The sequence below is a fragment of the Gimesia benthica genome (assembly GCF_009720525.1).
Classification (GTDB): domain Bacteria; phylum Planctomycetota; class Planctomycetia; order Planctomycetales; family Planctomycetaceae; genus Gimesia; species Gimesia benthica.
The window spans coordinates 12893-35024 of sequence record NZ_CP043930.1 but is presented as its reverse complement, the minus strand read 5'-3'; the positions used below and the strand labels follow the sequence as shown (position 1 = coordinate 35024).

Genomic DNA, 22132 nt, shown 5'->3' with positions numbered 1-22132 from the left:
TCCATCCGATACGGAGATAATAAAATGCAGACTCTTGAACAAACAGAACAGTTTCAGGAAGTGAAGGTATCAACCAATCTCAAGTGCCAGTCCTGTTTGAGCAAACTACAACCCTCTCTGGACCAGGCCCCCGAAATCCTCGAGTGGAAGGCTGATCTCACGAGCGCCGCAAAGACGGTCACTGCGAAAGTCAGCGGAGCCCAGCCTGCCGAAAAACTGGTCGAAGTGGTCACGAACGCCGGCTACGAAGCAGCCATCGTAGAGAACCCCAGACCCGGTCTGGAAATCCTGCAGAGTCAACCTGCGCCGGTTACGGAAGAGAAACCGAAGTTCAGCCTGGCAACCTACAAGCCACTGCTGCTGGTCGTGTTCTATGTGGCTGGTGCCGCCGCAATTTTAACTTCGATGCATAATACAGGCGCGACGCTCGAAAACTTCATGCGTTACTTTATGGGCTGCTTCTTCCTGGGTTTTGCCTTCTTCAAGCTGCTCGATGTCAGCAAATTTGCAGACGCCTTTGCGACTTACGACATCGTGGCCAGACGATCGCGTCTCTATGCCGTGCTCTACCCCTTTCTGGAATTCACGCTCGGCGTCGCGTTCATTTTGGGCGTCTTTCCGACCATCGTGAATCTCGTCACCGCCACTGTCATGGGCGTCGGCTTAATCGGAGTCCTGCAGGCAGTCCGCAAACGTCAGGCAATTCAATGTGCCTGCCTGGGAACGGTCTTCAATCTACCCATGTCCGCAGTGACGATCATCGAAAACACAGCCATGATCCTGATGGCCCTGTTTATGCTGTGGCCCTAGAGTGAAGAGAGTGATGTGAAAGAAATCCACTACCCCACCTCAATCAGATAACCACCCTCAACAATCTGAATCCCCGCTGCGGTTATCACCGCCGCCTTGGGGGGCTTGTCTTTCCGGCCCTGAATGGCAAAGCAGCCCGCTTCACCATTCTTATTGATCGCCACGATCTTATCGGTGAAGTTCACCTTCTCCGGGCCGCCGTTGATCTTCACGATGCGGTGACATAACGCTTCGCACGCCTCACGCGGGCTCTTCCCGGCCCGCATCTGTTCCACGACGAAAAAGCTCCCGCAGGTTCGCAGAATCTCTTCACCCCGCCCCGTCGCACCCGCGGCACCCACTTCGTTGTCCACATACAGACCCGCGCCAATAATCGGCGAATCCCCAATCCGGCCCGGCAGCTTCCCGAACAACCCCGAGGTCGTTGTGCAGCCGGCCAGATCCCCTTGGCTGTCCAGCGCCAGAATGTTGATCGTGCCGGTCGGCCGTTTCTCCAGATCGTAATTGCCGTCTTTAGGCGGGAACCAGTCGTCCTTGTCGCTCAGATTCTCTTTCCAGCGGAGCCACATCTTGCGCGATTTGTCCGTCAGCAGGTTCTCTTCCTTGAAGCCATGCGCCCGCGCAAACTTACGGGCCCCCTCACCCACCAGGTGAATGTGATCGGTCCGCTCCATCACCAGTCGGGCCACCGATGACGGCGTCTTAATCATCTCCAGCGCCGCCACCGAACCGCAGTTATGCGTCCGGCCATCCATGAAGCAGGCATCGAGCTGAACCACCCCTTCCTCGTTCGGCAAGCCGCCATAGCCCACTGACTGATCTTCGGGATCCAGTTCCGTCACCCGTGCAGATTCTTCCACCGCGTCGAGAATATCGCCCCCCTTCTCGAACACGTTCCAACCGGGACGCAGGACCTTCTCGGCCCACTCCTCACCCCGACTGCACAGGATCAAAGGTCGGCGGGGAGCGGGTCCCTCCTGCGCGCGTACCTTCAGGTTCGTAAACAGGGAAAGCGAAGCACCCAGCCCCGCTGCCGTCTTGATGAAATGTCTGCGATCTGTCATGCCACGATTATACGAAGCCAACGATTCAAAGATCAAACACTTCCTGAACCATCTGAGAAATATCTCTCAGTAGACCAGAACCGTTTCCGATCTGTTATAATCAGGCTTTCGCATCGTACAAGGTACAGTACTTCAGACTCATCGTGTCAGATCAGCGGATATGGAACAAAAACCTGAGACACCAGTCGACGCAGCCACCCTCAAACGCTCGATCAGCCTCTGGAAGCTGGTCCTTTACGGCGTGGGGACCATGCTCGGGGCAGGCATCTATGTTTTGATCAGCAAAATCGCCGGTTCCGCAGGCATGTTGACCCCACTGGCATTTCTGGTCTCCGCGATCATCGTCAGTTTCAGTGCGCTCTCTTATGCAGAACTGACCAGCCGCCTGCCCGTCAGTGCCGGAGAAGTCGCTTATGTCCACGCGGCCTTTAATCGCAAGACGCTCTCGAGACTCGTAGGTCTCGCCGTGTTGACCACCGGAATCGTCTCCGCGGCGACCATTGCCCGGGGCTTCGTCGGTTACCTGCACGAATTCATTGCGTTACCCGGCTTCCTGGCGATCACAATACTTGTCCTCTCTGTCGGATTTCTGGCGGCACTCGGAGTCGATGAAGCCGTCGGTGCGGTCGTAGTGATTACTTTTATCGAACTGGCAGGCGTTTTGATCGTCATTGCCGGCGGCGCGGGGGAATTAATCCGTGTTCCGATGCGAATGCCGGAATTCATTCCCCCCTTGGCAGCGGAGGCCTGGTTGACCATCCTGTTCGGCAGTTTTCTGGCCTTCTATGCTTTCATCGGCTTTGAGGATATGGTGAATATGGCCGAGGAAGTCACTGAGGCAGAACGAACGCTGCCCAGGTCCATTATTCTGGCACTGATCATCACGACCGCGCTCTATTTGCTCGTCTCTCTGGTAGCCGTACTGACCTTACCACTGGATCAACTGAGCAGCAGCTCGGCACCCTTTACCGACCTCGTCCGCCAGCACGGTCTGGTTCCGCCCTGGCTCATCAGCGCCATCAGCCTGATCGCCGTGCTCAACGGAGTGATGGTGCAGGTCGTCATGGCGTCGCGCATCCTCTATGGCATGGGACGTCAGGGACTCGCGCCGGAATTCCTGGGAAACGTTCACCCCAGCACCCGCACGCCACTCTGGGCTACAGGCATCGCGACCGGCACCGTTCTGATACTAGCCTTAGCCTTTCCCATCGAATCCCTGGCCCGGGGCACCAGCTTCGTCATGCTCTGCGTCTTCACCATGGTCAACGCCGCACTCATCAAACTCAAACGCACCACGGAACCCGACAAAGCCACGGGGTCACGTTACCCACTCTGCATTCCATTCCTGGGCGCCCTTTTAAGCGTCCTGCTGCTCCTGATTGAGTGCCTCCGCCATCTGGGCTTCTATGCGGGACCGTAAACGAAACCGGGCGACGAACACAGCAAACTTTCGTGTATTTCGTGCTGGCCGTGGTAGATAATAAAACCTTAAGACACAGCCGAGCCTACGATCTCCATCGCCGCTTCACACAACTGCTGGGCCTCATCGTTTTGTGGTGCTTCCGCGATGACCCGGATGATCGGCTCCGTGTTGCTCGCCCGCACCTGCACCCAGCGGTCGTCCCAGTCCAGACGCAGGCCATCGCCCGACGATGCCTTTGCCGAGTCGAAATGTTTCTCCAGCGCCGCACACGCTTCGGCCACTTTTTCACGCGGACAGGTGATTTTGTTCTTCACAATACTGTATTGCGGCAGCGAATCGGCCCAGGCGGACAGCGTCTGTTTCGAAGCCGCCAGACCAGCCAGCACATATGCCATACTCACATAGCTGTCCCGCACAAAACCGACCTTGGGATCAATCACCCCGCCGTTCCCTTCACCACCGATGATCGCCTTTTCCTGCTTCATCTTCGCACAGACGTGTGCTTCGCCCACATAGGAACGGAAGAAGGGACAGTTATATTTCGCCGCAATATCCGCCGTCACCCGGCTGGTGGAACCATTCACCACAATCGGTCCCGGCGTCCGGGACAGCACGTAGTCGGCACCCAGGGCCAGCGTCAGCTCTTCGCCGATATACCGCCCCGTCTCATCCACGATCGCCAGTCGGTCTGCATCGGGATCCTGGGCAAAGCCCGCATCCGCGCCCTGCTTGACCACATCCTCACACAGTGAGGTCAGGTTCTCCTTCAACGGTTCGGGAGTATGTGCGAAATTACCGTCCGGCGTACCGCCCAGCACAATCACTTCACAGCCCAGCGCTTCCAGCAGATAGGGCGTCGCCACACCACCCGAACCATGGTTACAGTCCAGCACCACTTTGAACTTCCGCTGCTGAATCGCCGCCTGGTCAATCAACGCCAGCACGCGTTCGATATGGGGACCTGCAGCATGCTCGTACCGTTCGACCTCTCCCAGCTGATCCCAGGAGACAAAGTTGAACTTCTCATTGTTGAGCACATCCAGCAGCCGCTCTCCCTGCTCCTGGTTGTAGACCGAACCTTCAGGTGAAAACGGCTTGAGCCCGTTCCAGGGGATCGGATTATGGCTCGCCGTGATCTGGATCCCCCCGGCGGCCTTCAGATGTGTCACCAGTACGCCGCAGGTTGGCGTTGTCGCGATGTCGGCGTCAATCACCTTGCAGCCCGTCGCCAACAGACCGGAAATGACTGCATGCCGCACCATCCGACCACTGCCACGTCCGTCACGCGAGAGGACTACGGTCCCCTGGTCGGCAATCGTTCCCACCGCTGCGGCAAAGCGGGTCAGGTAATCGGGAGTCAAACCGTTCCCCACGACACCCCGTAAACCAGAAATACTCAGAATCCGTTCCGACATAATCAGCCCCTGCTGTTAAAAAACGATGTGCTGTCAACGAGAAAATAAGACGTCCATTCCGTAGCGCAAACCATAGTGGACTCTGATCGAATTGACAATCCCGACTCCCCCGGAAATCAGGCCGAATTCAGGTCAAAATCAGTCCTGCGACTCGGGATCCAGCCAGATCGCCGCCTCGCGCTGACAGGCGATCACCCGCTCTTGTGTCAGGGCCAGCAGATCTTTCTCGGCCCCCCGCGCACAGTACTCCTTAACCGTCGCCGCCGGGATCGGTTCGCCAAAGACCACGCGTACCGGCCGCGGATGCAGAAACCACGCCCCGCGCGGCAGTGCCTGGTAGGCCCCCGCTATCCCAATCGGATAAATGGCGGCATCGGTCCGCTTGAGCAGTGCCAGAAACCCCGGCTTGAAACGCTGGACCTCCCCGTCTTCGGAACGGGTCCCCTCGGGGAAGATTCCCACCAGGTTTCCGTTCTCGATATTCTCAATCGCGGCCCGAAAACTGGTCGAACTCGCCGACCGGCGGCTGATGGGTATCACATACGTGTACCGCAGGAAGGGACCCAGCAGTGGGATTCGAAACAGGGAATCCCGCGCCATGAAGCTGATCGGTCGACTCAAGGGCAGACCGATCAGCAGCGGATCGAGAAAACTCTGGTGATTACTGACCAGCACCCCGCCTCCCTGGGCAGGCAGACGCTCTTCATGGCGCGCCCGGTACCGCAGCCAGATTCCAAAGATCACCTGGAGAATCCATTGCAGCACCAGCCAGAGCAGCATCCTGCGGTGGGGAGGAACTCGTTTTTCTTCAGCCAACGCTCACGCCTCTCAGTCGATCGCTTTGAGTTTGAGCTGGCTGGGGTCCAGCACCACATGCTTGACCAGATCCCGCTTCCAGGTGTAGGTGATGTGCACCTTCCCGTCGTCGGTCTGAATCACAGCCGGGTAAGAGTATTCCCCCTTCTGATCTTCCAGCACCAGGGCCGTTGACCAGTGTTTGCCGTCTTCCGAAACCGCGACATGCAGCGGACTGCGGCCTTTCTTCGTCGGGTTATAAACCAGCAGGGCACGGCCATCTTTCAGCGTGACCGCGTCGGTGCCGCTGTTCGGGTTGGGCAGCGAGGTCATGGTGACTTCACCCCACGAACGGCCATTGTCGTCCGACCAGGCTTCAACGATTTTCCCCTGTCGGCTGCGGCAGAGAATCTGCAGCTTGTCGCCATATTTGAGCACGGAGGGCTGAATCGCACCGATTTTGTGCCCGTCGTTCAACGGACCGGTCCGGTGCCAGGTCTTCCCGAGATCGGGAGTCCACTCCATCTGCAACTGCCAGCCGTTGTGTTCGGTACTCGCGGGACAGAGCAGCGTACCGTCGGCCAGCAGGAACGGTTTGTTTTTAACAGGACCGACAAAGCCGTCTGGCAACCGTTTCGCAGCCCCCCAGGTTTTGCCGTTGTCGTGGGAGACTTTCAGCATGCCCCACCATTCACTCGGATTGGGACCGACCTTGTAAAACAGCAGCAGCGTGCCCGGTTTTGTCTGAAACAGCACCGGATTCCAGCAGGGATACCGCTTCGAGTCACTCTCGACGCCATCCGCGACACTTACGGGAGCGGTCCAGCCATCACCCTCGTTGCGGCACACCCAGATCTCTACATCGGGGTTCTTCTCATGTGTACCGCCGAAGAAAGCACATACCAGGCCTTTGGGTGTCTCCACAATCGTCGAGGCATGGCAGGAAGGGAACGACGCATCGGTATACACGAACTCCTGTTTCACCAGGCCGGGCTGGTCGGCGGTGGTGTTTTCGGGTGGGTTGGCGTGGGTGGATGCGGTCATGCCGAAACAGACGAGAAACAGAGGCAACACGTTGCGGAATACGTTCACAGGTCGTAACTCTCTCATAAGTCGTACTTTCTTCACCACAGAGTATCAACGGGAAATGAGAATCGAATGGTCAGTACTCAGGATATCATCCCCCCACTCAAAGGGGAATTGGCAATAATTCGCTTCTCCCGTTTTTCACCAGATTTGATTTTCTTAACTCTTTTTCGTTGAATTTCACTCCTTTTCCAGGAATGGCACATTCAAACACAAGAACGCCGCGGGCGAATTGTTTTTTACTTTCAACATCGATAGGATGGCGGATACTCCGAGGGGCTGTTTTCCTCTGCAAAATTCGCCTCAATTGAAGCTCATCCCGGCACATTCTGCTCACTTCAGCCAATGTCGTTATCGTGGATCGAGTTCTCTGAATTACTTTGGTGCTTGAGAACAAGCCAGATCACACCCTTATAAGAAGGTTATTAGACAATGGATGCCGAAGCATTGAAATTAGCGACTCTCTGTCTGCATGGCGGTCAGGAACCCGACAGCGCCACCAATTCCCGCGCCGTTCCCATCTACCAGACGACCTCCTACACCTTTAACGATACTGATCACGCGGCCAGACTGTTTGGCCTGCAGGAATTCGGGAACATCTACACCCGCCTGATGAACCCCACCACCGACGTGCTCGAAAAACGTCTGGCACAGCTCGAAGGCGGGGCTGGCGCCCTGGCCGTCGCTTCCGGACAGGCAGCCGAATCGCTGGCGATCCTGAACATCGTCGAGAGCGGCCAGAACATTGTTTCTTCCTCCAGCCTGTATGGCGGAACCTACAACCTGTTCCACTACACCTTCCCCAAATTCGGCATCGGAGCGAAGTTCGTCGATCAGAGCGATCCCGAAAACTTCCGCAACGCCATCGATGAGAACACCCGCGCCGTCTACCTCGAAGCCCTGGGCAACCCGCGGTGTGACGTGGCAGACTTCGAAGCCATCGCCGCCATCGCGCACGAAGCCGGCATCCCTGTGATCGTCGACACCACCCTGGCCTCCCCCGCTCTGTTCCGTCCGTTCGAACATGGTGCAGATATCGTGGTCGCTTCCTGTACCAAATTCATCGGCGGTCACGGCACCACGATTGGCGGGATCATCGTCGAAAAGGGTGACTTCCCCTGGGACAACGGAAAATTCCCCGGTTTGACCGAACCCGATCCCAGTTATCACGGTCTTAAATTCTATGAGACGTTTGGTCCCATGAACCTGGCCTACATCCTCAAAATCCGGGTCCAGCTCCTCCGCGATCTGGGACCGGCGCTGAGCCCCTTCAACGCCTTCCAGCTCTTGCAGGGACTGGAAACGCTGCACCTGCGCATGGAGCGGCACTGTGAGAATGCACTGGCCGTCGCGAAGTTCCTGGAAAGCCATCCCAAGGTCTCCTGGGTGAACTACAGCGGACTCGAATCGCATCCGGATTACAAGCTGGCGCAGAAATACATGCCCAAAGGCTCCGGTGCGGTCTTCGGTTTCGGCATCCAGGGGGATACCCCGGAACAGCAGCAGGCCAATGGCATCAAACTGATCAACAGCGTCAAACTGTTCTCGCATCTCGCCAATGTGGGCGACAGCAAGTCGCTGATCATCCATCCGTCCAGCACGACCCACCAGCAGCTGACTCCCGAAGAGCAGCTCAGCTCGGGCGTCACCCCGGACTTCATCCGGTTGTCGGTCGGTACGGAAGATCAGGAAGACATCATCAACGACCTGAAACAGGCCCTGGATCAGATCTGATCCCCGGCACGTTTCAGCCAACGAGACAATCTCAGGAACCGGCGCGGGATTTCCCCCCGGTTCCTGATTTTTCAAACAACTTTTATCGAGGTTTTCAAGCAGAGCGGACGATAATTCTTATTATCGACCGCCAGAACGCCCGCCGCATCTCTTGTCGACGGCCAGAGCGTTCATTAAAATGCCGACAATTCATTCGCCCTTGTAGCTCAATTGGCAGAGCAACTGACTCTTAATCAGTAGGTTCTAGGTTCGATTCCTAGCGGGGGCACTTAGAAGACCATAGCCTATAACGGGTTATGGTCTTTTTCTTTTTGGGTTTCCGGCTCGTTTTTCGGGGTGTTAGCTAAAGTGTTAGCTGTGACCTGTCGGAGCTTCTTAACGGTCTGTTTTGCGTCCTGTCCGACATAGTATTGCATCGTCGTCGAAATGTTCTCATGACGCATGATCTCCTTCAATTCGGTCGGCATGATCAACCGAGACCACCGCAGCCCAAAGGCACGCCGCAGATCGTGAGCGCTGGCGAATTTGACTTTTCCGCTTGGAGTCTCAGCCACTTTGACGCCTGCTGCCTCCCCTATCTTGGCAATCATCTTTGATGCCGTATCAAGCCTGATTCGCTGCTTCCTGTCGCGTGAACCGATAGGATTGAATACAAAGCCTTCCCTGTCCTCTCGGGGGATCTCTCGCAGCATATCAACGAATTCAGGGGCCATCGGCGTTTGACTGTACCGCCGCCCCTTCTGCGCGTGAGCTTGGATATGTAGCAGCTCATTTTCCAAGTCTACGCAAATATTGCTTTCGTCGGTCCAGTGAAGGGAAAGCGCCTCCCCGAGTCGCAGACCGGACCACCACAAGCCCTTGAGAAGAAACACCCACTCATCAGGCGTCTTTGATTTGATAACACCGACCTGTTTTATCATCCTTTCATATTCTTCGGTTGTGATCGGTCGGCCCTTCATGCCGGTCGAGTTCTTCGGAATGCGGATCTTAGGCGCAACCGGGATAAACTTCTGCTCTGCTGCCCAGCGTAGCGCCGCTTTCAGGTGAATCAGGTTTGATCGTACCGTCGCATCTGAAAGTACGGTTTTCGGCTTGTCCTCTGCCTTCTGCCTTGGCTTTCGCAATTCCGTTTGATACTTGCTGATCGTGGCTTCGTTCAGATTGCACAGCAGATAAGGGTCAATGATTCGCTCGACGCTGTTGAAAACGGTTCGGTAACACTCGCTTGTTTTGCTGGAGACTCCAGGAAGATACTCGTCTTCGAACCGATTACGGAATGACTCCCAAGTCATCCGCACGTTTTCGTGATATGTCCCGTTTGCTAGGTCTCGCTCCAGATTGCCCGCAAACCGTTCTGCATCGCGTTTGATATTGGTTCCCGCTGATCTGGTCTTCTTGCGTCCGGTAACGGGATCAACCCACTGACAGACGTAGTTTGTTCTTCCATTTGGCTTGAATACGGAAATTGTCACTCTCAACCCCCTTTTTTCGTTCCTTACGTCAAACCGAGGCTCTCAGTGAGCCGCTGACGCGATTTAATTTGATATTGGTGTCAATGTTCAATAAATGCCGATATCGCATTACAGGCGATTCTGTGGCCTCCTGCGCGATGTGGCATAAAAGCCCCGGCCCAGCATCACCAGACCGGGGAGAATCGACCGTCTAACGGTTCATCGCCTGCAGGTGATCCAACAGACGCGAATGACCATTGCCGTTCTGCTGGCTGGTGTCCGTCTGGAAGTGTCCGCACCGCATAAAACCGGCTTCGATATCAGACACCGCCTGACGCCCTGTCGCGTCCACTGGTGGCAGTTCGATTGCTTCCGGTCGTTCAATCGGAATCGCAACATAGGCACGCTTACGGCCCTTGCTGTGATCCCTGTCGAGTTGTTGGTTGAGTTTGGTAACGGACTCCTTACGCCGTTTCTTCTCATGAATCACTGTCATCGGTTCTGGCATGTCGTACGCGTCAATCGGACGCCAGCCAGCAGGGATATTAACTTGCACGATCCCGTAGGATTTCGGGGCAGTTACCACGATGTACCACGCGTAAACGATTCCATGAGCAGACCGCCCTAACAACCGCCGATTCTGCCCCACCGCTGCATCCTTGGCAGCCTGCTTGTCCTTCACTTTCTGGAACGATCCAGGAAGGGATTTCCAGTTGAACGGCTCGTAATCACTGGGAACGTCCACCAGATAGATCGAACCGGGCTGGTGCTGTTTCGGGGCTGGATCTCCCGAAGGGACATTATGTCCTTTCGGAGAAACAAAGCCGTTTTTTGCCTGCTCAATCTGTGGGCCTGCATCCCCACCAGAAGACACTGATTCGGCCTCTGGCTGGTCACCTGTTGGAATCGGTCGCAGCTCATCCGGTCGGATCGAGTGAGCCACATAGGCCCGCATCACTTTGCCTTTATTGTTCTCCGCCCGGCTGAGTCGTTCGTTCAGATCGGCAATGACTCCCTTCCACTGCATCACCTGACCTCTCATCGTCATGAATGCTGGTGGCATGTCGTATTCCGAACGTGGAAAAAACGGTTCTTTCAGACTGACGCTGATTGACGCGCCGCCTGTGCTTTTTCGCAGCCTGATATACCATCGACTTACCCCACCATCTCTACTGGCGCGGATAATCGCACGATTCATGACCGCTACAACTTCCGCAGCCACTTCGCCGGATGGGTAATGATTGGCTCCCGGAGGTACGGTATGCCATGAATCAGGAGCGAAACTGGCAGGCACTGACACCAGATAGACGGGATACTCTGGCACCGTTTCAGGTGGAGTCATTCCAGACGGCAACGGCTCGCCGGTAATCACTGGGGCTGCTGCTTCCATTGCTGACGGCCAGTCGATAGCACGTTGGTGCAACTGTTCGGCCTGAGGGGAAGCGGGAGAAGAAACGCGAACGTGTGAGAACTTAGCATCCATGATTGATGCCTTTCCATGCGCGAATAGAGAACCGCGCATAAAAAAAGAGTGACCGCTCTCAAGTAGCGTTCCGAGGTGGTGTAATGCCACCTTGCGGGCCTTACGGCTTGCGCACACTACCCAAGAGCGGTCGCTCCTGTTTATTACAATTGATTTCGGAGAAAGTATTACATTGCCTTGCGGCTTTCGGACCTGCATTCTAACCACCCCAAAAACTTTTCACAAGTTCACTTTTTCCCGGTCAGATTTCAAAAACCCCTGTTTTTATAGGCTCTGCGTAAAGGTGGCAAATTTGCCACTTTTAAACCGTTGCCATTATCCACCGCCGCGCTATAGTAAAATGCCCTCGATAGGAAGCAGGCACTTGTCGAGTTCTATTTGTTTTTGCTTCGGGATTCCGCATAGTTCCGAAGTAACGCACCCACTCAATAACCGGCGTTTATTGGGTGGGTTTTCTTTTTTGTACCACTGGCCCGCATCAGGTCTAAAAAAATGCCCTCCCCTGGTCGCTTTTTACCCAAGGGAGGGCGCACGCAATTCACGCACCTACTATGTCGTAATGCCAGCCAGACGACGGAAGGCAGAATTCCGAGTGATCGCGTAATCAACCCGGTAAACCACTTTCAATACAACCTGGTCCTTGGCGAAGTAATTGCCAGCATCGCGGGAAATCTCGACTCTGAACGTGCCCTGCTTGATGCCGATCATCAGTTGAGTGAAGTCACCCATCAAAGCATAGGCAGTCGAAATGTTGCCGGTCTGCAGGCGCTGGATGCCTTCCAGGGAAGGAGGAGCACCGAGCCATGACTTGGCACTCGTCGAACCGTCGCCAGTCGTCAGAACGTCGCAGTCGCCCGCGATGGTCGGATTCAGGATATAGGCGTTTGGTTCCTCGTTTGCTGTCCGCAGCGCGATTGCCATGTTATGGAAGTCTTCCCATGCGATGGCCCCGACTGATCCAGTCTCGGAAATAGAACCCGTGGTAACGAGTCCGTCGTAGAACGGGTCAGTCGTACCGCTGATAATGAAGTTATCCATGTCTTCAGCAGCATCACGCACAACCGCATCTTGAATGACCTGTCCTGCATTGTAGGAATCCTCCAGCAGCTCAACCGTCATGGGGATCAAGACGGCCCGCTTTTGCAGTACCATCTGTTTTGAACCGAAGGAAACACTACCTTCAGGGATCGTCTCACCTTCACCAACCGAGGAGAACGTAGCGCCGGAATCAACCGTAGCAATCTGAGTCGTTCCATTAGGCAGATCGGCAAACCGGGCGCCACTGCGCGCCAGTACGGACGCATTGCGCACCCGGTCGATTACCATACGTTCCAGGGGATTCGGTACGAGATAGCCACCGCCGGCGTTGTCGGTCGTCATCTGCGCCGCTTTGATCTCGGGGCAGACTTCTTGACGTCCTGTCGCCAGTGCAACAATGTAGCGTCCGAAGGTGTCCGGCGCATATTGCTTGTCCCGGTTCCAGATCGCCAGTGACTGGCCTTTGGAATATACTGGGATCTCAGCGCCATTGACGTCTTTGATGATCTCTGGCTTGTGGCCTGATGTCATCGCAAGAGGATAACCGCCGCCTTCTCGCTCCTTCTCCAGGTCGATAACCTTCTGAGGATCGTGTGACCGGTCGCCTACATCGCTATCAAAATCGCGGAGCTTCTCGAGCCGGTCGAGTTCGCCTCCATGCTTTTCAATTTCCTTCATGAGTTTATCGGCTTCCCGTTCTTCCGATGATGTCAGATCGCGGTTCTCACTTTCTGCCAGTGAGAGAATCGCATTGACTGAGTTAGTGGCTGAGTTCATCGCCTTTTCGGCCTTCTTGAACCGTTCGCCGTATTTCTCGCAGTTGTGATATTTCGAGTAGTCGTATTTTTTCAACATGCTTTGCACCTTTATGTTTTTGGTGAAGGCATGAAACGACACGCCTTCACAGTTATGTGAATTTTGGCGTGCCGCTGATGAGTTGCACTGATGAATTTGTTGTATCGGGCCGCTTATGAGTTGCCCGGTTTGCGTGGTGGCAAATTTGCCACCGAGTTAGCAGGGAGTTACCCTACCTTAGTTTCAATCTGCTTCTGATTCAGGAAGTTTTCAACGGTCGCCCGCTTCCACCGCCTGGTTTTGTGGCTTAGTTTGATCGGCCTCGGGAACTTGCCCTTGTTCGACCACATAAGCAGAGTTTCAGGAGTGACCGCCAGCTCTCGCGCGAGTTCCTTCGTGTCGATGTATTCAGATTTCTTTTCCATGAGTGTATTCCCGTTATTTCGAGTGTTCTCGTTACATGAATCATAATTGCAATTCATAATGCTTCAAGTGCGTTTCGGTCTACAATGGCAGCCTCAAGCCGCTTTGCTTTTATCCTCTGACGCCATCCACCGCATGAAACCATGCAAGGTCAATGCCAACCCGAAGCAGCGAATATATTCAACTATTTTTGGATAATCTTTTGCCATGACGTGCAGACGGTCTAGGCCTGTGACTGCACTAAGCATGTCGTCTGAAGTCCACTTATTCCAGAACGGGTCCTGCACGCTGCAGGCGTCCTCCAGGTTAGTTTGAATCTGTCTCTCCCGGTAAAGCAAAGCCCGCTCCAGGTACTCAACCAGCTTTGGATGCCTTGCCCTGAAATGCTGATCGTGGCAAGTGCTGAATAGCAACCGCAGTTCATCTTGGTCTAATGCCAAGAATGATAATGCGAATTGGTTTTCAATCGGATTCTCAGATTCGCGCATGTCCCACATAGTTCATTCTCCTTGGTTTAGTTGTTGAAGTCTCGCAAAATACGTTCCAGGTCAGACGGCCCATCGTCGTCCGGCTTCCTGATGTTCAACCCGGTTCGACTCGATGGAGTCAGACCAAACTGACGCATCAGATCAAGCGTTTCCTTGAAGTGTCTGCTGCGATGTTTTGCCGCTGGATGTTCAACCCGGCGCTGATTCCCTTTGTTGTCCGTCAGAGTGATCAGAAAGCCCTCTCTGCGGATCTTGTCGCATGATTCGATATAAAGCCCATACGACTCACAAAGCAGCCTGAGCGCCACACTGTCAGCCTCACAATACACGCCCATGCTCTCCAGCACCGGCGCCAGCGCATCCCACATATCGCCAGCAGCGCCCGTCAGATCGTCCGGCTTTACTGGCTTTGTTGGGTCCGGTTCTGGTCCCTGATGCCTGCAGGGTTGATATGTGCCCTGTCGTTTGTGCTGTTCGATTGGCTTCCTATGTCTTCCCATCCTTGCCTCCTTGAGTTGAAAATAACGCACGCAAAAAAAGTCGATGCGGTGTGTGGTTCAGAGGAATTACCCTCCAGAGATTTTTATCCCCCTCCCCCTCAATCAATCCGGGGGGAAGATGTCGTTCAGCTCGTCAAACAGTTCAGAGCTTTCAGTCTCGTCATACACAATCTCACCCTCACTCTCACACACACTCATACAACCACCCTTACGGGTGTTTTGTGTGTGTGTGATCGTGTCCAGAGTGTCAGTAGTTTTCACCAGTGAATTACCGAATGAACTACTGAATTTATAACCATCATATTCTTGGTTGTTTGAAGCCATTACTCTGCACTGCTCAACGATGCCATCAGACACCATCGCAAACAAAGCCTGCTCAATATTGCTGTGAGTCAAACCAGTACCTTCCTTGATTTTGGTTTTCGTGTTCGGGCCTGACTGTCTGAGGAAGTCCGTCACTCGCTTGATGTAGCCTTTCAGCTTGGCATCCTTTGTCCTGTCCTTCTGCTGCTCCTGTGCGCTGCGTGTCTGAGCGCGAGCCTCTTCTGCCGGTATCACATCAACCTCCCACCGTCGCCCCTGTGGATCATTCTGTGAGCCTTCTTCAATGTTGAGACCGAAGGCAGCAGAGTGACCGGCTGAACCACCCGCAGTAAACCAGAGCTTATGAGAACCCGGCTGATCGCCGTCATACGCTTCACGGCGTCCGATCAAGATCCACTGTCGCATCCACTGAGGAACGCCAGAGTATGCGATGTCTTCCATCCGTGGCTCTGCGTTGTCCTTCTGCCCTGTGTTTTTCCTGGTGTGATGAATCAGCACCACTGTGCAACCTGTATCCTGTCCGAGTTTTGTCAGTGGTTTCAGCTTCTCACCGACTACAAACAGGTTACCGGCATCGTTTCCGAGATTCGCAGTCAGATAAAACGGGTCGATGATCAGAACGTCAATTTCTCTCTCTTCGATGAATTGCTGAATCTGCTCAAGGTCAGATTTACTGTCCAATGATGGAACGTCGAAGCAGTAAAACAGGTTCTCAATCGAACCGGGATCAATGCCCTTACTCTTGGCGACTCGCGTATTATTGTCTTTAAGCACTGGTTCCCCTGATTCGCAGGAGAAGAAAGCAACATTACAACGCTCATTGACTTTGAACCGGTCGAGGAATCGCGTTCCAGTCGCCAGACTGATTGCCAGATCGGAAGCCGTATTGGTTTTACAGGTCTTCTGACCGCCAGCCATCAGCCCCGGTTGCCCCTTTGCTAGAATATGGTCAATGTGATATTCCAAGGTACAATCTGAGGCATTGAGTTCTGCCGCCGATAGCCAGTTGAATTCCTTCAATGGTTCGGGTTCAAACTCTTCAATCTCAGCCATTGCGCCCCGGTCTGGCGTGTATCGGGCAGCACTCCGCGCGATGTCCTCAATGGCACTCTCTGTGCCTGGTTCATCGCATCGCTGCAGATTCATCACCTGTAACGCTGCGTTAATCTCATTGAAGGAAAGCCCCCATCGCCGCATCTTACAGCCATACTTGAAAAGCGTATTGTGCTGGATGCCCTTGTGGATCTTTTCATCTTCCAGAGTCAACGGGATTTCATTCACTACCTGTAAGCCCTGTATGATCCATTCCGGCACTGTGGGCAGCTCATCGCGTGAATCCAGCTCATGACCGGGAAGCCACTTGTAAGGCTTGCCATCGACCACCGAAGGGGCAGCGACTATGTAACCACCGTCAGCCCTGGTATCGACGTGATCGGCCAGCCTGCCCGCTGTGTTGCGTAGTGGCTCGCCATTCTGCCGAAAGACATAGTGACGACCACCGCGCGGAGTCTGTGAGACTGGAGAACCAGCCAGCGCATCGAGTCTGCCGTTATCGGACAACCAAGCATGATCAGCACCGTCGATGTCAACGACACACAAGCCATCGGTAACAACGCCGATATTTGCATCAGGCTTTGCAGTCCACCATTCGCAAATCTGGTCTTCGTCTGTGCTGGCATCCTTGCAACCGTTGGGCGCCAGATCGCCCGCGGGACGCTTCCCCCCGATGATCAGGGGGAAGACGGGGAAGCCCTTAGCAGCGTAATCAAGCGCCGCCTGCAGCATGTGATTTTGATTCACCATTCGCGCGGCCCCTTTCCGAGTTGATCGGCAAGGTAACGGGGCCACTTACTGACGCCGTCCTTTTCTAGTCGCTCATCGTCTATCAGGTGACCAGTCTGCTCCAATACCGCCGCCTGCAGCTTGCGATAGTTGAGCTTCTGCTCTGTGCTTACCGTAACGTCAACCGGCTTTTCGATGTAAGCGGGTCCATCTTCCAAACCGATCAACAATGTTAGTTTGAAGCGGTTGGATTCCTCCTGGTGGGATTCCATCACACGGAACCACCGCCGAAATACCCGCCTTGACTCTGTATTTCCATCTGTCATAATGATCTCAATCCTTTCTGTTGTCGCTAACAGGAACACAAGAACGGCTGCGAGTGATTGCCCTCACTCGTGGCCGTTTACCACTTCTGCACTGTCCGCTTTGGCCTGCATGTCCAGATAGGACAACCAGTCGCGCCCGAGGACATACCCGCGATTGTGCCGATAGATTACCCGCAGCCCCTTCCGGCGTGCTGTTCGCATCGCATCGCGTTTCAGCCCGGTCCGCTTCATTAGCTCTTCAAGCGTGTAACAGGAATCAATAGAGATTTCGCCGCAAACAGACATCATGTTTCCCCTTGTCTTGAGTAGTCTCAGTGTCGGAGTACCGTTGCTCTCGACAGGGAAATATTACGGCGTGTGCGACGTAGAAAAAACATGGACTCAGACCGGTTAAGGGAGTCCATGTTTTGCAATCAGAGAATAACGAGGAATAAGGGGACAATAGCCGAAAATGACTGCAGAATAACCAGTAATAAAACTTTGGTGTTTTTCAAAGTTTTTTCTCGGTCCATGTTTCAGGCCATGTTTCTATTTAATGGACTTCTTCGGCCTGCCGCCTGTTTTCTTCCTCTTGACGTAGTTGTTTCCCCTGAGCACTCTGTACCTCTTCCTGAAGGCATCAGCGGGGTCCTTACTGTCATTTATACTGGTTTCAATGCCGGAATTCTTGCACTCTTCCAGGAATACGGATAAGCATTCAGGCCAACTAAGACCGCCTTCGTCACGTTCCGCGATTTCGATGGTTAATTCGTCTTCGCGTTTCTTCTGTCGGTCTTCTCCCTCAATCATTCCCCGCTGTTTATCATCAGCAACGAAATGTATGTGATTTAAGAATCTGACCGAGAGATTATCCAGCATTCTGACAATAGAAATCAACTCATCATCACAAAGCCCTGATTCAATATTTTCGCCACCAATCATCCTTCCCAGTTTTTCGCCTGCAAGCAGTGATCGCAGTCTAGGAATTAGGTGTATCAGCGGATCTGTGATTATGGATGTGTTGGTGTCGCAATATGCTGTAATCGCAGCAACGGTCAGCTCGACCGAGTCGAGATATTCGGTGTTGTGCTTAGTTAGGTCCACACTAGGATCATCGAAACCGTCTTCGCTCACATCGTAAGCAATTTCAGTAAGCCTTCGAAAGGCATCACCAGCAACATTAAAAATCTCAGCATAGTCACGGTTGAAAAAACACCGTAACTCGTTCTGGTTCCTGTCAGCGTCCCAGATTTTCATAGTCTCGCCCTCCCGAGCGAATCCAAAAGTAAAACGGGGAAGCCGGATGGATGGTCCGGTTTTCGGGATCAAACCTATCCCCGTTTGTATCGTTTCAGGGTGTTAGCCAGAGTGTTAGCTAGCACTGCCTCCGCCGCCCATACCGACGACAATCCGACTCTCAACAAACATTGTAAAACCAACTGCAAAACAATCAATCCGACAATGAACCGACTCTGCCCCGACGTTGTAGAATCTCTCTTAATCAGTAGGTTCTAGGTTCGATTCCTAGCGGGGGCACTTCAAAAGCCGTAACTCACACTGGGTTACGGCTTTTTTGCTTCACTGACTTAGTTTCTGACAGGGCAGACAATGAAAGATAATTCCGAGGCGATCGTTCTTGAGGCAATCAATCGCATGAAATCCCGGTCTGTGGTCTTTGAGCCAGGTCTGACGGATCTGGAGATAGAAAACATAGAGCAGCGGTTTGGTTTCCGATTCCCTCCCGACTTACGTGTGCTGTTGCAATCAGCTTTACCAGTAGGAATCGCATCAAAAGACAAATGAGGTACGTTTCCCAATTGGCGGGAAGATAATGTCGAACAATTGGAAGCCCGACTCAACTGGCCTTGGGAAGGCATGGTATTCGATATTAAGAATAATGATTTCTGGTTGGATGAATGGGGGACAAAACCTAAAAATATAAAGGAAGCAATTGAGATCGCTCGTATAGAAGTAGAAAAGGCACCGACCTTGATCCCACTGTACTCTCATCGCTATTTACCTGAGCGACCGTTTGAAGCTGGAAACCCTGTGTTCTCTGTTTATCAGACCGATATTATTTATTACGGCCAGAATTTATGGGACTACCTGGTACAGGAATTCGGAAAACACGAAGAGCGATGGTATGCATGCGAAAGCGACTCTGATTTCAGTTGGGATGAATGCGATTCCGTTTATAAGCAGATCCCATTTTGGAGCGATTTGGTTTATTGAGAAATGATCGGTAGGATCCACAGAAGGCAGTCTTCCCCTTTTAGCGTGTAACAGGAATCATGTGAAAATAAAAGGGTCAGTGAAAATAAAAGGGTCAGGACTCTTAAAAAAGAGACCAGACCCCTTTGTCTTTCTCCAAAAACCGCGTTATCGACCGCTCCCATTCATGGCATGGTTAGCGGGCGTGCGTTTTCGGCCTCGAATCGCCAACATCTTTTTCGACCAGTTGCGTCAATTTGTCAACAAGCCGTTTTCGGTTTGGGCCATCCTTGGGTTCATTGCGGCAGCCGTCGACCAATGGATTTAATTCGTCGCGGACGTCGTACAGATTCAAAAGGCTGTAAGCAGCCCGACCGGTGAAATGTTCTGAATCGCGGACGACCGAAAGCAGATGATTGACCGCATCATTATGATACCGTTCTGATTCGAGGAGTTGATCGGCCGCATCCAGCGCATCCCAAAACAGACCATTTGTCATTGCCGCGTGATAGGCATCTTCGGATTCGGCAATCTTGCCTTGTTTGAGATACCAACGAGCCGCAACGAGTTTTGCTTCGGATGTGGGTGACGCGAGGATAAGATCCAGCAGTTTCTGGCGATAGTCGGGTGACAATGATTCTTGATTTCGGCGCGAGACCCAAATCCGCACTTCGGGCCACGGGACAGTATCGACGTTTTGACTCGCGAATTGGGAGTATTCAGTTGATTGATTGGTGATAAGCATCCATGCCAGTTGGAAACGCAAGCCTGATTCAAGGTTGCTTTTGTATGCGGCGAACAAATCGATGTCGAGTTCTTCCGCTCGATCATGTGCGGCATTGCCTTGTTCCTCGCGTGGCATGCTGATCATTGAAGTGCTGAAGCCGACAAGATGCAGATCTCGCAGGAATTGGGCCTTGCGGTATTCAGCATATGCGTACCAACCGAGGAAACACGCGACGGCGGCGAGCAGTGGAACGATGATGAGCAGTCGTCTTCGGTGGTGAATCATGAGAGGACTTTGGTCAGGAGAATAAAAGGGTCAGGACTCTTAAAAAAGAGACCAGACCCTTTTATCTTTCCTATGAAGTAAGAGCTGACATGTTTTTCAAGAAGTAAAGAAAACATCAGGCATCACACAAATTCAATTTCCCCAAACACGAACTCCCGAAAGTTGTCTTCGTGGATCAATACACAGTTCGTGCTTTCCGCCAGCTCAATGGCGCTTGCCGTGAATTTACTGTTGGTAACTACGGCACAGGCATGGCAGTTGTAATGCCGCATGCCGGTGAAGGCCTGCTGGATGGCGGAGTTGCTGACGCTGTGAAAGTAGCCTTTGACCTGCACCGCAATTCTGCGGCCTGCTTTTTCCACAATTAAGTCGACTCCCTGGTCACCCGTGGTATTGGTAGTCTGCGTCTGGTAACCCAGCAGCTGAAAAACACGCTCCAGGTACTGCTCGAATTCAACGCTTCGCATCGCACGCCAGTTCTCGTTGAATAACTGCTGGCACTGATATCTGGCTGAGGAAATTCGTTCCCGTTCTTTATTTTGGGCGACTAAGTTCGCATTCAGTACCAGTTCCTGTTCCAGCCCCTGTTGCAACTCCCCGATACGGGTTTCCGTCTGAGTCGCTTTCCTGGAGAGTTGAGCCAGCTCGTTTTTCGTCTGCTCCATAAGCTGCGGAAGCTCAGCGTCGGAAGGATACTTTGACAGCGCCAGGAGAGCCACGAAAGAAATAACAATCATCAGAACGGCAACCACCACACTCACAGGTCGAGACCCCATCACCAGATCAATCAAGATGAGTGTCACCAGTCCCAGTACAGGCGGAACGACGACCCAGGCGCCAGGCTCCCAGATGTGATACTGTTTCAGGCTGGCTCGATAGGTGCGGGTAGAATTGAAGTATGAAGTCTTCAGTCGGAGCGATTTCACTTTTGAGGTGAGTTCCTTAAGCCGACTTCGCTCCTGTTTGAGTTCATGATGAAAAAAGCGTAATCGCTCTTCAGATTGTTCCAAGGCTTCCTTGAGGGGGATACGTTCTGACTGAGCGGGAGGTAAGGTTGTGTTATGCATGTGCGACTGAGCCCGAGATCGAAAAGCAGGTTATTGGCGAGCGTAATAACTCAGGGCGCATCACCGCAGAATCGGTTTCACACATTCTTCACAGTCACGGTAAATGGCCCTGTATTACCTTAAATATAGTAGAGATTGTGTCCAAATGTGATTGTGTTTGCAAGTGTATAATACAATCGCAGTTTCCAGTTGAAATCAGCCCTTTCCTGATGGTTTCAAATGGCCAGGATCATAACTTCAAACTGGTAACCCGCCTCTCGCAGACATACAGTGGAGTATGCACTGAACCGATCGTACTCAAACCCACAGGACCAGCCTCATGTCCCCCCAGCCACCCTCAGAACCACGAATTCGCTTTCTCACACTCGTCCCCATCCTGGCGGTGCTGATCGCGCTGGGCTTTGTCTGGTACGCGCGGAACAACGCACCCCGCGTCGCCGCCGGTCAGCTCATTCGTGAGACCGGCGTCTATACCGCACCCGGGGGGACCGCCGTGCTGACACTCCGTAAGTTGGAAGGTCAGGATCGGATCAGCGTAGACGTCTCCGCCCATCCCGGCACCCCCGAGGCTTCGAGTGCCAGCTGGGAGATTGACGGCACACAGCCCTGGCTGTTTACCTTCGATGCCGACGACAAACTCTGGGGCTATTCCCCCGACCAGGGACCGCACAGCGTAGGAACGACGCCGGCCGCGAACGCGTTTACCAGCATCGGCATTCACGGCGGCTGGGCCGGCATCCCCGAACCCCTCCTGCAGGCACTGCCAGCCGAATCACGCGACGTCTATCACGAATGGCGCGCCAGTCAGGATACCGCTGCCCCGTAACCGGTTGCTGATGCTTCACTGGATTGCACGTCAATCGTCATTGCTCTCCGTGTCTCCACCGTATACCATGACTGGAAACTCTCTATCGGGTAGCACACGC

Annotated in this window: 22 protein-coding genes and 1 tRNA gene; 7 read left to right on the top strand and 16 right to left on the bottom strand. The window is 53.6% G+C overall.

Annotated features, from left to right (window positions below; translation table 11 throughout):
- The first annotated feature begins 24 nt into the window (after positions 1-24).
- Complete coding sequence (locus F1728_RS00210) at positions 25-810, top strand: heavy-metal-associated domain-containing protein (RefSeq protein ID WP_155362392.1); 786 nt, start codon at positions 25-27, stop codon at positions 808-810.
- Positions 811-839: 29 nt separating this feature from the next.
- On the opposite strand, the gene F1728_RS00205 is transcribed toward F1728_RS00210, so the two are convergent.
- Positions 840-1874: a N(4)-(beta-N-acetylglucosaminyl)-L-asparaginase gene (locus F1728_RS00205; RefSeq protein ID WP_155362391.1), complete on the bottom strand. Its 1035-nt coding sequence runs from the start codon at positions 1872-1874 to the stop codon at positions 840-842.
- 160 nt (positions 1875-2034) lie between these two features.
- Between F1728_RS00205 and F1728_RS00200 the strand changes: the two genes are divergently transcribed.
- Positions 2035-3294: an APC family permease gene (locus F1728_RS00200; RefSeq protein WP_155362390.1), complete on the top strand. Its 1260-nt coding sequence runs from the start codon at positions 2035-2037 to the stop codon at positions 3292-3294.
- A 68-nt stretch (positions 3295-3362) separates the two neighbouring features.
- On the opposite strand, the gene glmM is transcribed toward F1728_RS00200, so the two are convergent.
- The 3 genes from glmM to F1728_RS00185 form a co-directional block, all read right to left on the bottom strand.
- Entirely contained in the window at positions 3363-4712 is a 1350-nt protein-coding gene (glmM, locus tag F1728_RS00195) for a phosphoglucosamine mutase (RefSeq protein ID WP_155362389.1), read from the bottom strand.
- 138 nt (positions 4713-4850) lie between these two features.
- Positions 4851-5528, bottom strand: coding sequence for a lysophospholipid acyltransferase family protein (locus F1728_RS00190; protein ID WP_155362388.1), 678 nt, complete (start codon positions 5526-5528; stop codon positions 4851-4853).
- A gap of 12 nt (positions 5529-5540) precedes the next feature.
- Positions 5541-6617, bottom strand: coding sequence for a sialidase family protein (locus tag F1728_RS00185; RefSeq protein WP_228030429.1), 1077 nt, complete (start codon positions 6615-6617; stop codon positions 5541-5543).
- Positions 6618-7025: 408 nt separating this feature from the next.
- Between F1728_RS00185 and F1728_RS00180 the strand changes: the two genes are divergently transcribed.
- Positions 7026-8327 carry an O-acetylhomoserine aminocarboxypropyltransferase/cysteine synthase family protein gene (locus F1728_RS00180; RefSeq protein ID WP_155362387.1) on the top strand — a complete coding sequence of 434 codons (1302 nt, stop codon included), beginning with the start codon at positions 7026-7028 and terminating at the stop codon, positions 8325-8327.
- 195 nt (positions 8328-8522) lie between these two features.
- A tRNA-Lys gene (locus tag F1728_RS00175) sits at positions 8523-8595 on the top strand.
- 16 nt (positions 8596-8611) lie between these two features.
- Here the strand turns inward: F1728_RS00175 and F1728_RS00170 are convergent.
- From F1728_RS00170 to F1728_RS00125, 10 genes are all read right to left on the bottom strand, one after another.
- The gene (locus tag F1728_RS00170; protein ID WP_155362386.1) at positions 8612-9799 is read right to left on the bottom strand and encodes a tyrosine-type recombinase/integrase; all 1188 of its coding nucleotides are present in this window, start codon (positions 9797-9799) and stop codon (positions 8612-8614) included.
- A 190-nt stretch (positions 9800-9989) separates the two neighbouring features.
- Complete coding sequence (locus tag F1728_RS00165; protein ID WP_155362385.1) at positions 9990-11261, bottom strand: hypothetical protein; 1272 nt, start codon at positions 11259-11261, stop codon at positions 9990-9992.
- Positions 11262-11810: 549 nt separating this feature from the next.
- Positions 11811-13154, bottom strand: a complete 1344-nt coding sequence (locus F1728_RS00160) for a phage major capsid protein (RefSeq protein ID WP_155362384.1) — start codon at positions 13152-13154, stop codon at positions 11811-11813.
- 167 nt (positions 13155-13321) lie between these two features.
- A complete protein-coding gene (locus tag F1728_RS00155; RefSeq protein WP_194242616.1) occupies positions 13322-13519 on the bottom strand; it encodes a helix-turn-helix transcriptional regulator in 198 nt (65 codons plus the stop codon).
- Between the two features lie 93 nt (positions 13520-13612).
- Positions 13613-14014, bottom strand: a complete 402-nt coding sequence (locus F1728_RS00150; protein WP_155362382.1) for a hypothetical protein — start codon at positions 14012-14014, stop codon at positions 13613-13615.
- Between the two features lie 17 nt (positions 14015-14031).
- Positions 14032-14505: a phage terminase small subunit P27 family gene (locus tag F1728_RS00145; protein ID WP_155362381.1), complete on the bottom strand. Its 474-nt coding sequence runs from the start codon at positions 14503-14505 to the stop codon at positions 14032-14034.
- 102 nt (positions 14506-14607) lie between these two features.
- The gene (locus F1728_RS00140) at positions 14608-16632 is read right to left on the bottom strand and encodes a bifunctional DNA primase/polymerase (RefSeq protein WP_155362380.1); all 2025 of its coding nucleotides are present in this window, start codon (positions 16630-16632) and stop codon (positions 14608-14610) included.
- The gene (locus F1728_RS00135; protein WP_155362379.1) at positions 16626-16937 is read right to left on the bottom strand and encodes a hypothetical protein; all 312 of its coding nucleotides are present in this window, start codon (positions 16935-16937) and stop codon (positions 16626-16628) included. Before F1728_RS00135 ends, F1728_RS00140 begins: the two co-directional genes overlap by 7 nt.
- Before the next feature lie 63 nt (positions 16938-17000).
- Complete coding sequence (locus F1728_RS00130) at positions 17001-17225, bottom strand: hypothetical protein (RefSeq protein ID WP_155362378.1); 225 nt, start codon at positions 17223-17225, stop codon at positions 17001-17003.
- A 240-nt stretch (positions 17226-17465) separates the two neighbouring features.
- Positions 17466-18173 (bottom strand): hypothetical protein, encoded by a 708-nt coding sequence (locus tag F1728_RS00125; protein ID WP_155362377.1) that lies wholly within the window; start codon positions 18171-18173, stop codon positions 17466-17468.
- 351 nt (positions 18174-18524) lie between these two features.
- Here F1728_RS00125 and F1728_RS00120 point away from each other — a divergent pair, with 351 nt between their 5' ends.
- The gene (locus tag F1728_RS00120; protein WP_155362376.1) at positions 18525-18719 is read left to right on the top strand and encodes an SMI1/KNR4 family protein; all 195 of its coding nucleotides are present in this window, start codon (positions 18525-18527) and stop codon (positions 18717-18719) included.
- A 39-nt stretch (positions 18720-18758) separates the two neighbouring features.
- Complete coding sequence (locus F1728_RS00115; protein WP_155362375.1) at positions 18759-19148, top strand: hypothetical protein; 390 nt, start codon at positions 18759-18761, stop codon at positions 19146-19148.
- A gap of 175 nt (positions 19149-19323) precedes the next feature.
- On the opposite strand, the gene F1728_RS00110 is transcribed toward F1728_RS00115, so the two are convergent.
- Together F1728_RS00110 and F1728_RS00105 are read right to left on the bottom strand one after the other, a co-directional pair.
- Complete coding sequence (locus tag F1728_RS00110; protein ID WP_155362374.1) at positions 19324-20139, bottom strand: hypothetical protein; 816 nt, start codon at positions 20137-20139, stop codon at positions 19324-19326.
- Positions 20140-20261: 122 nt separating this feature from the next.
- Positions 20262-21206 (bottom strand): restriction endonuclease, encoded by a 945-nt coding sequence (locus F1728_RS00105; protein WP_155362373.1) that lies wholly within the window; start codon positions 21204-21206, stop codon positions 20262-20264.
- A 319-nt stretch (positions 21207-21525) separates the two neighbouring features.
- Between F1728_RS00105 and F1728_RS00100 the strand changes: the two genes are divergently transcribed.
- Complete coding sequence (locus tag F1728_RS00100; RefSeq protein WP_155362372.1) at positions 21526-22032, top strand: hypothetical protein; 507 nt, start codon at positions 21526-21528, stop codon at positions 22030-22032.
- The last annotated feature ends 100 nt before the right edge of the window (positions 22033-22132 follow it).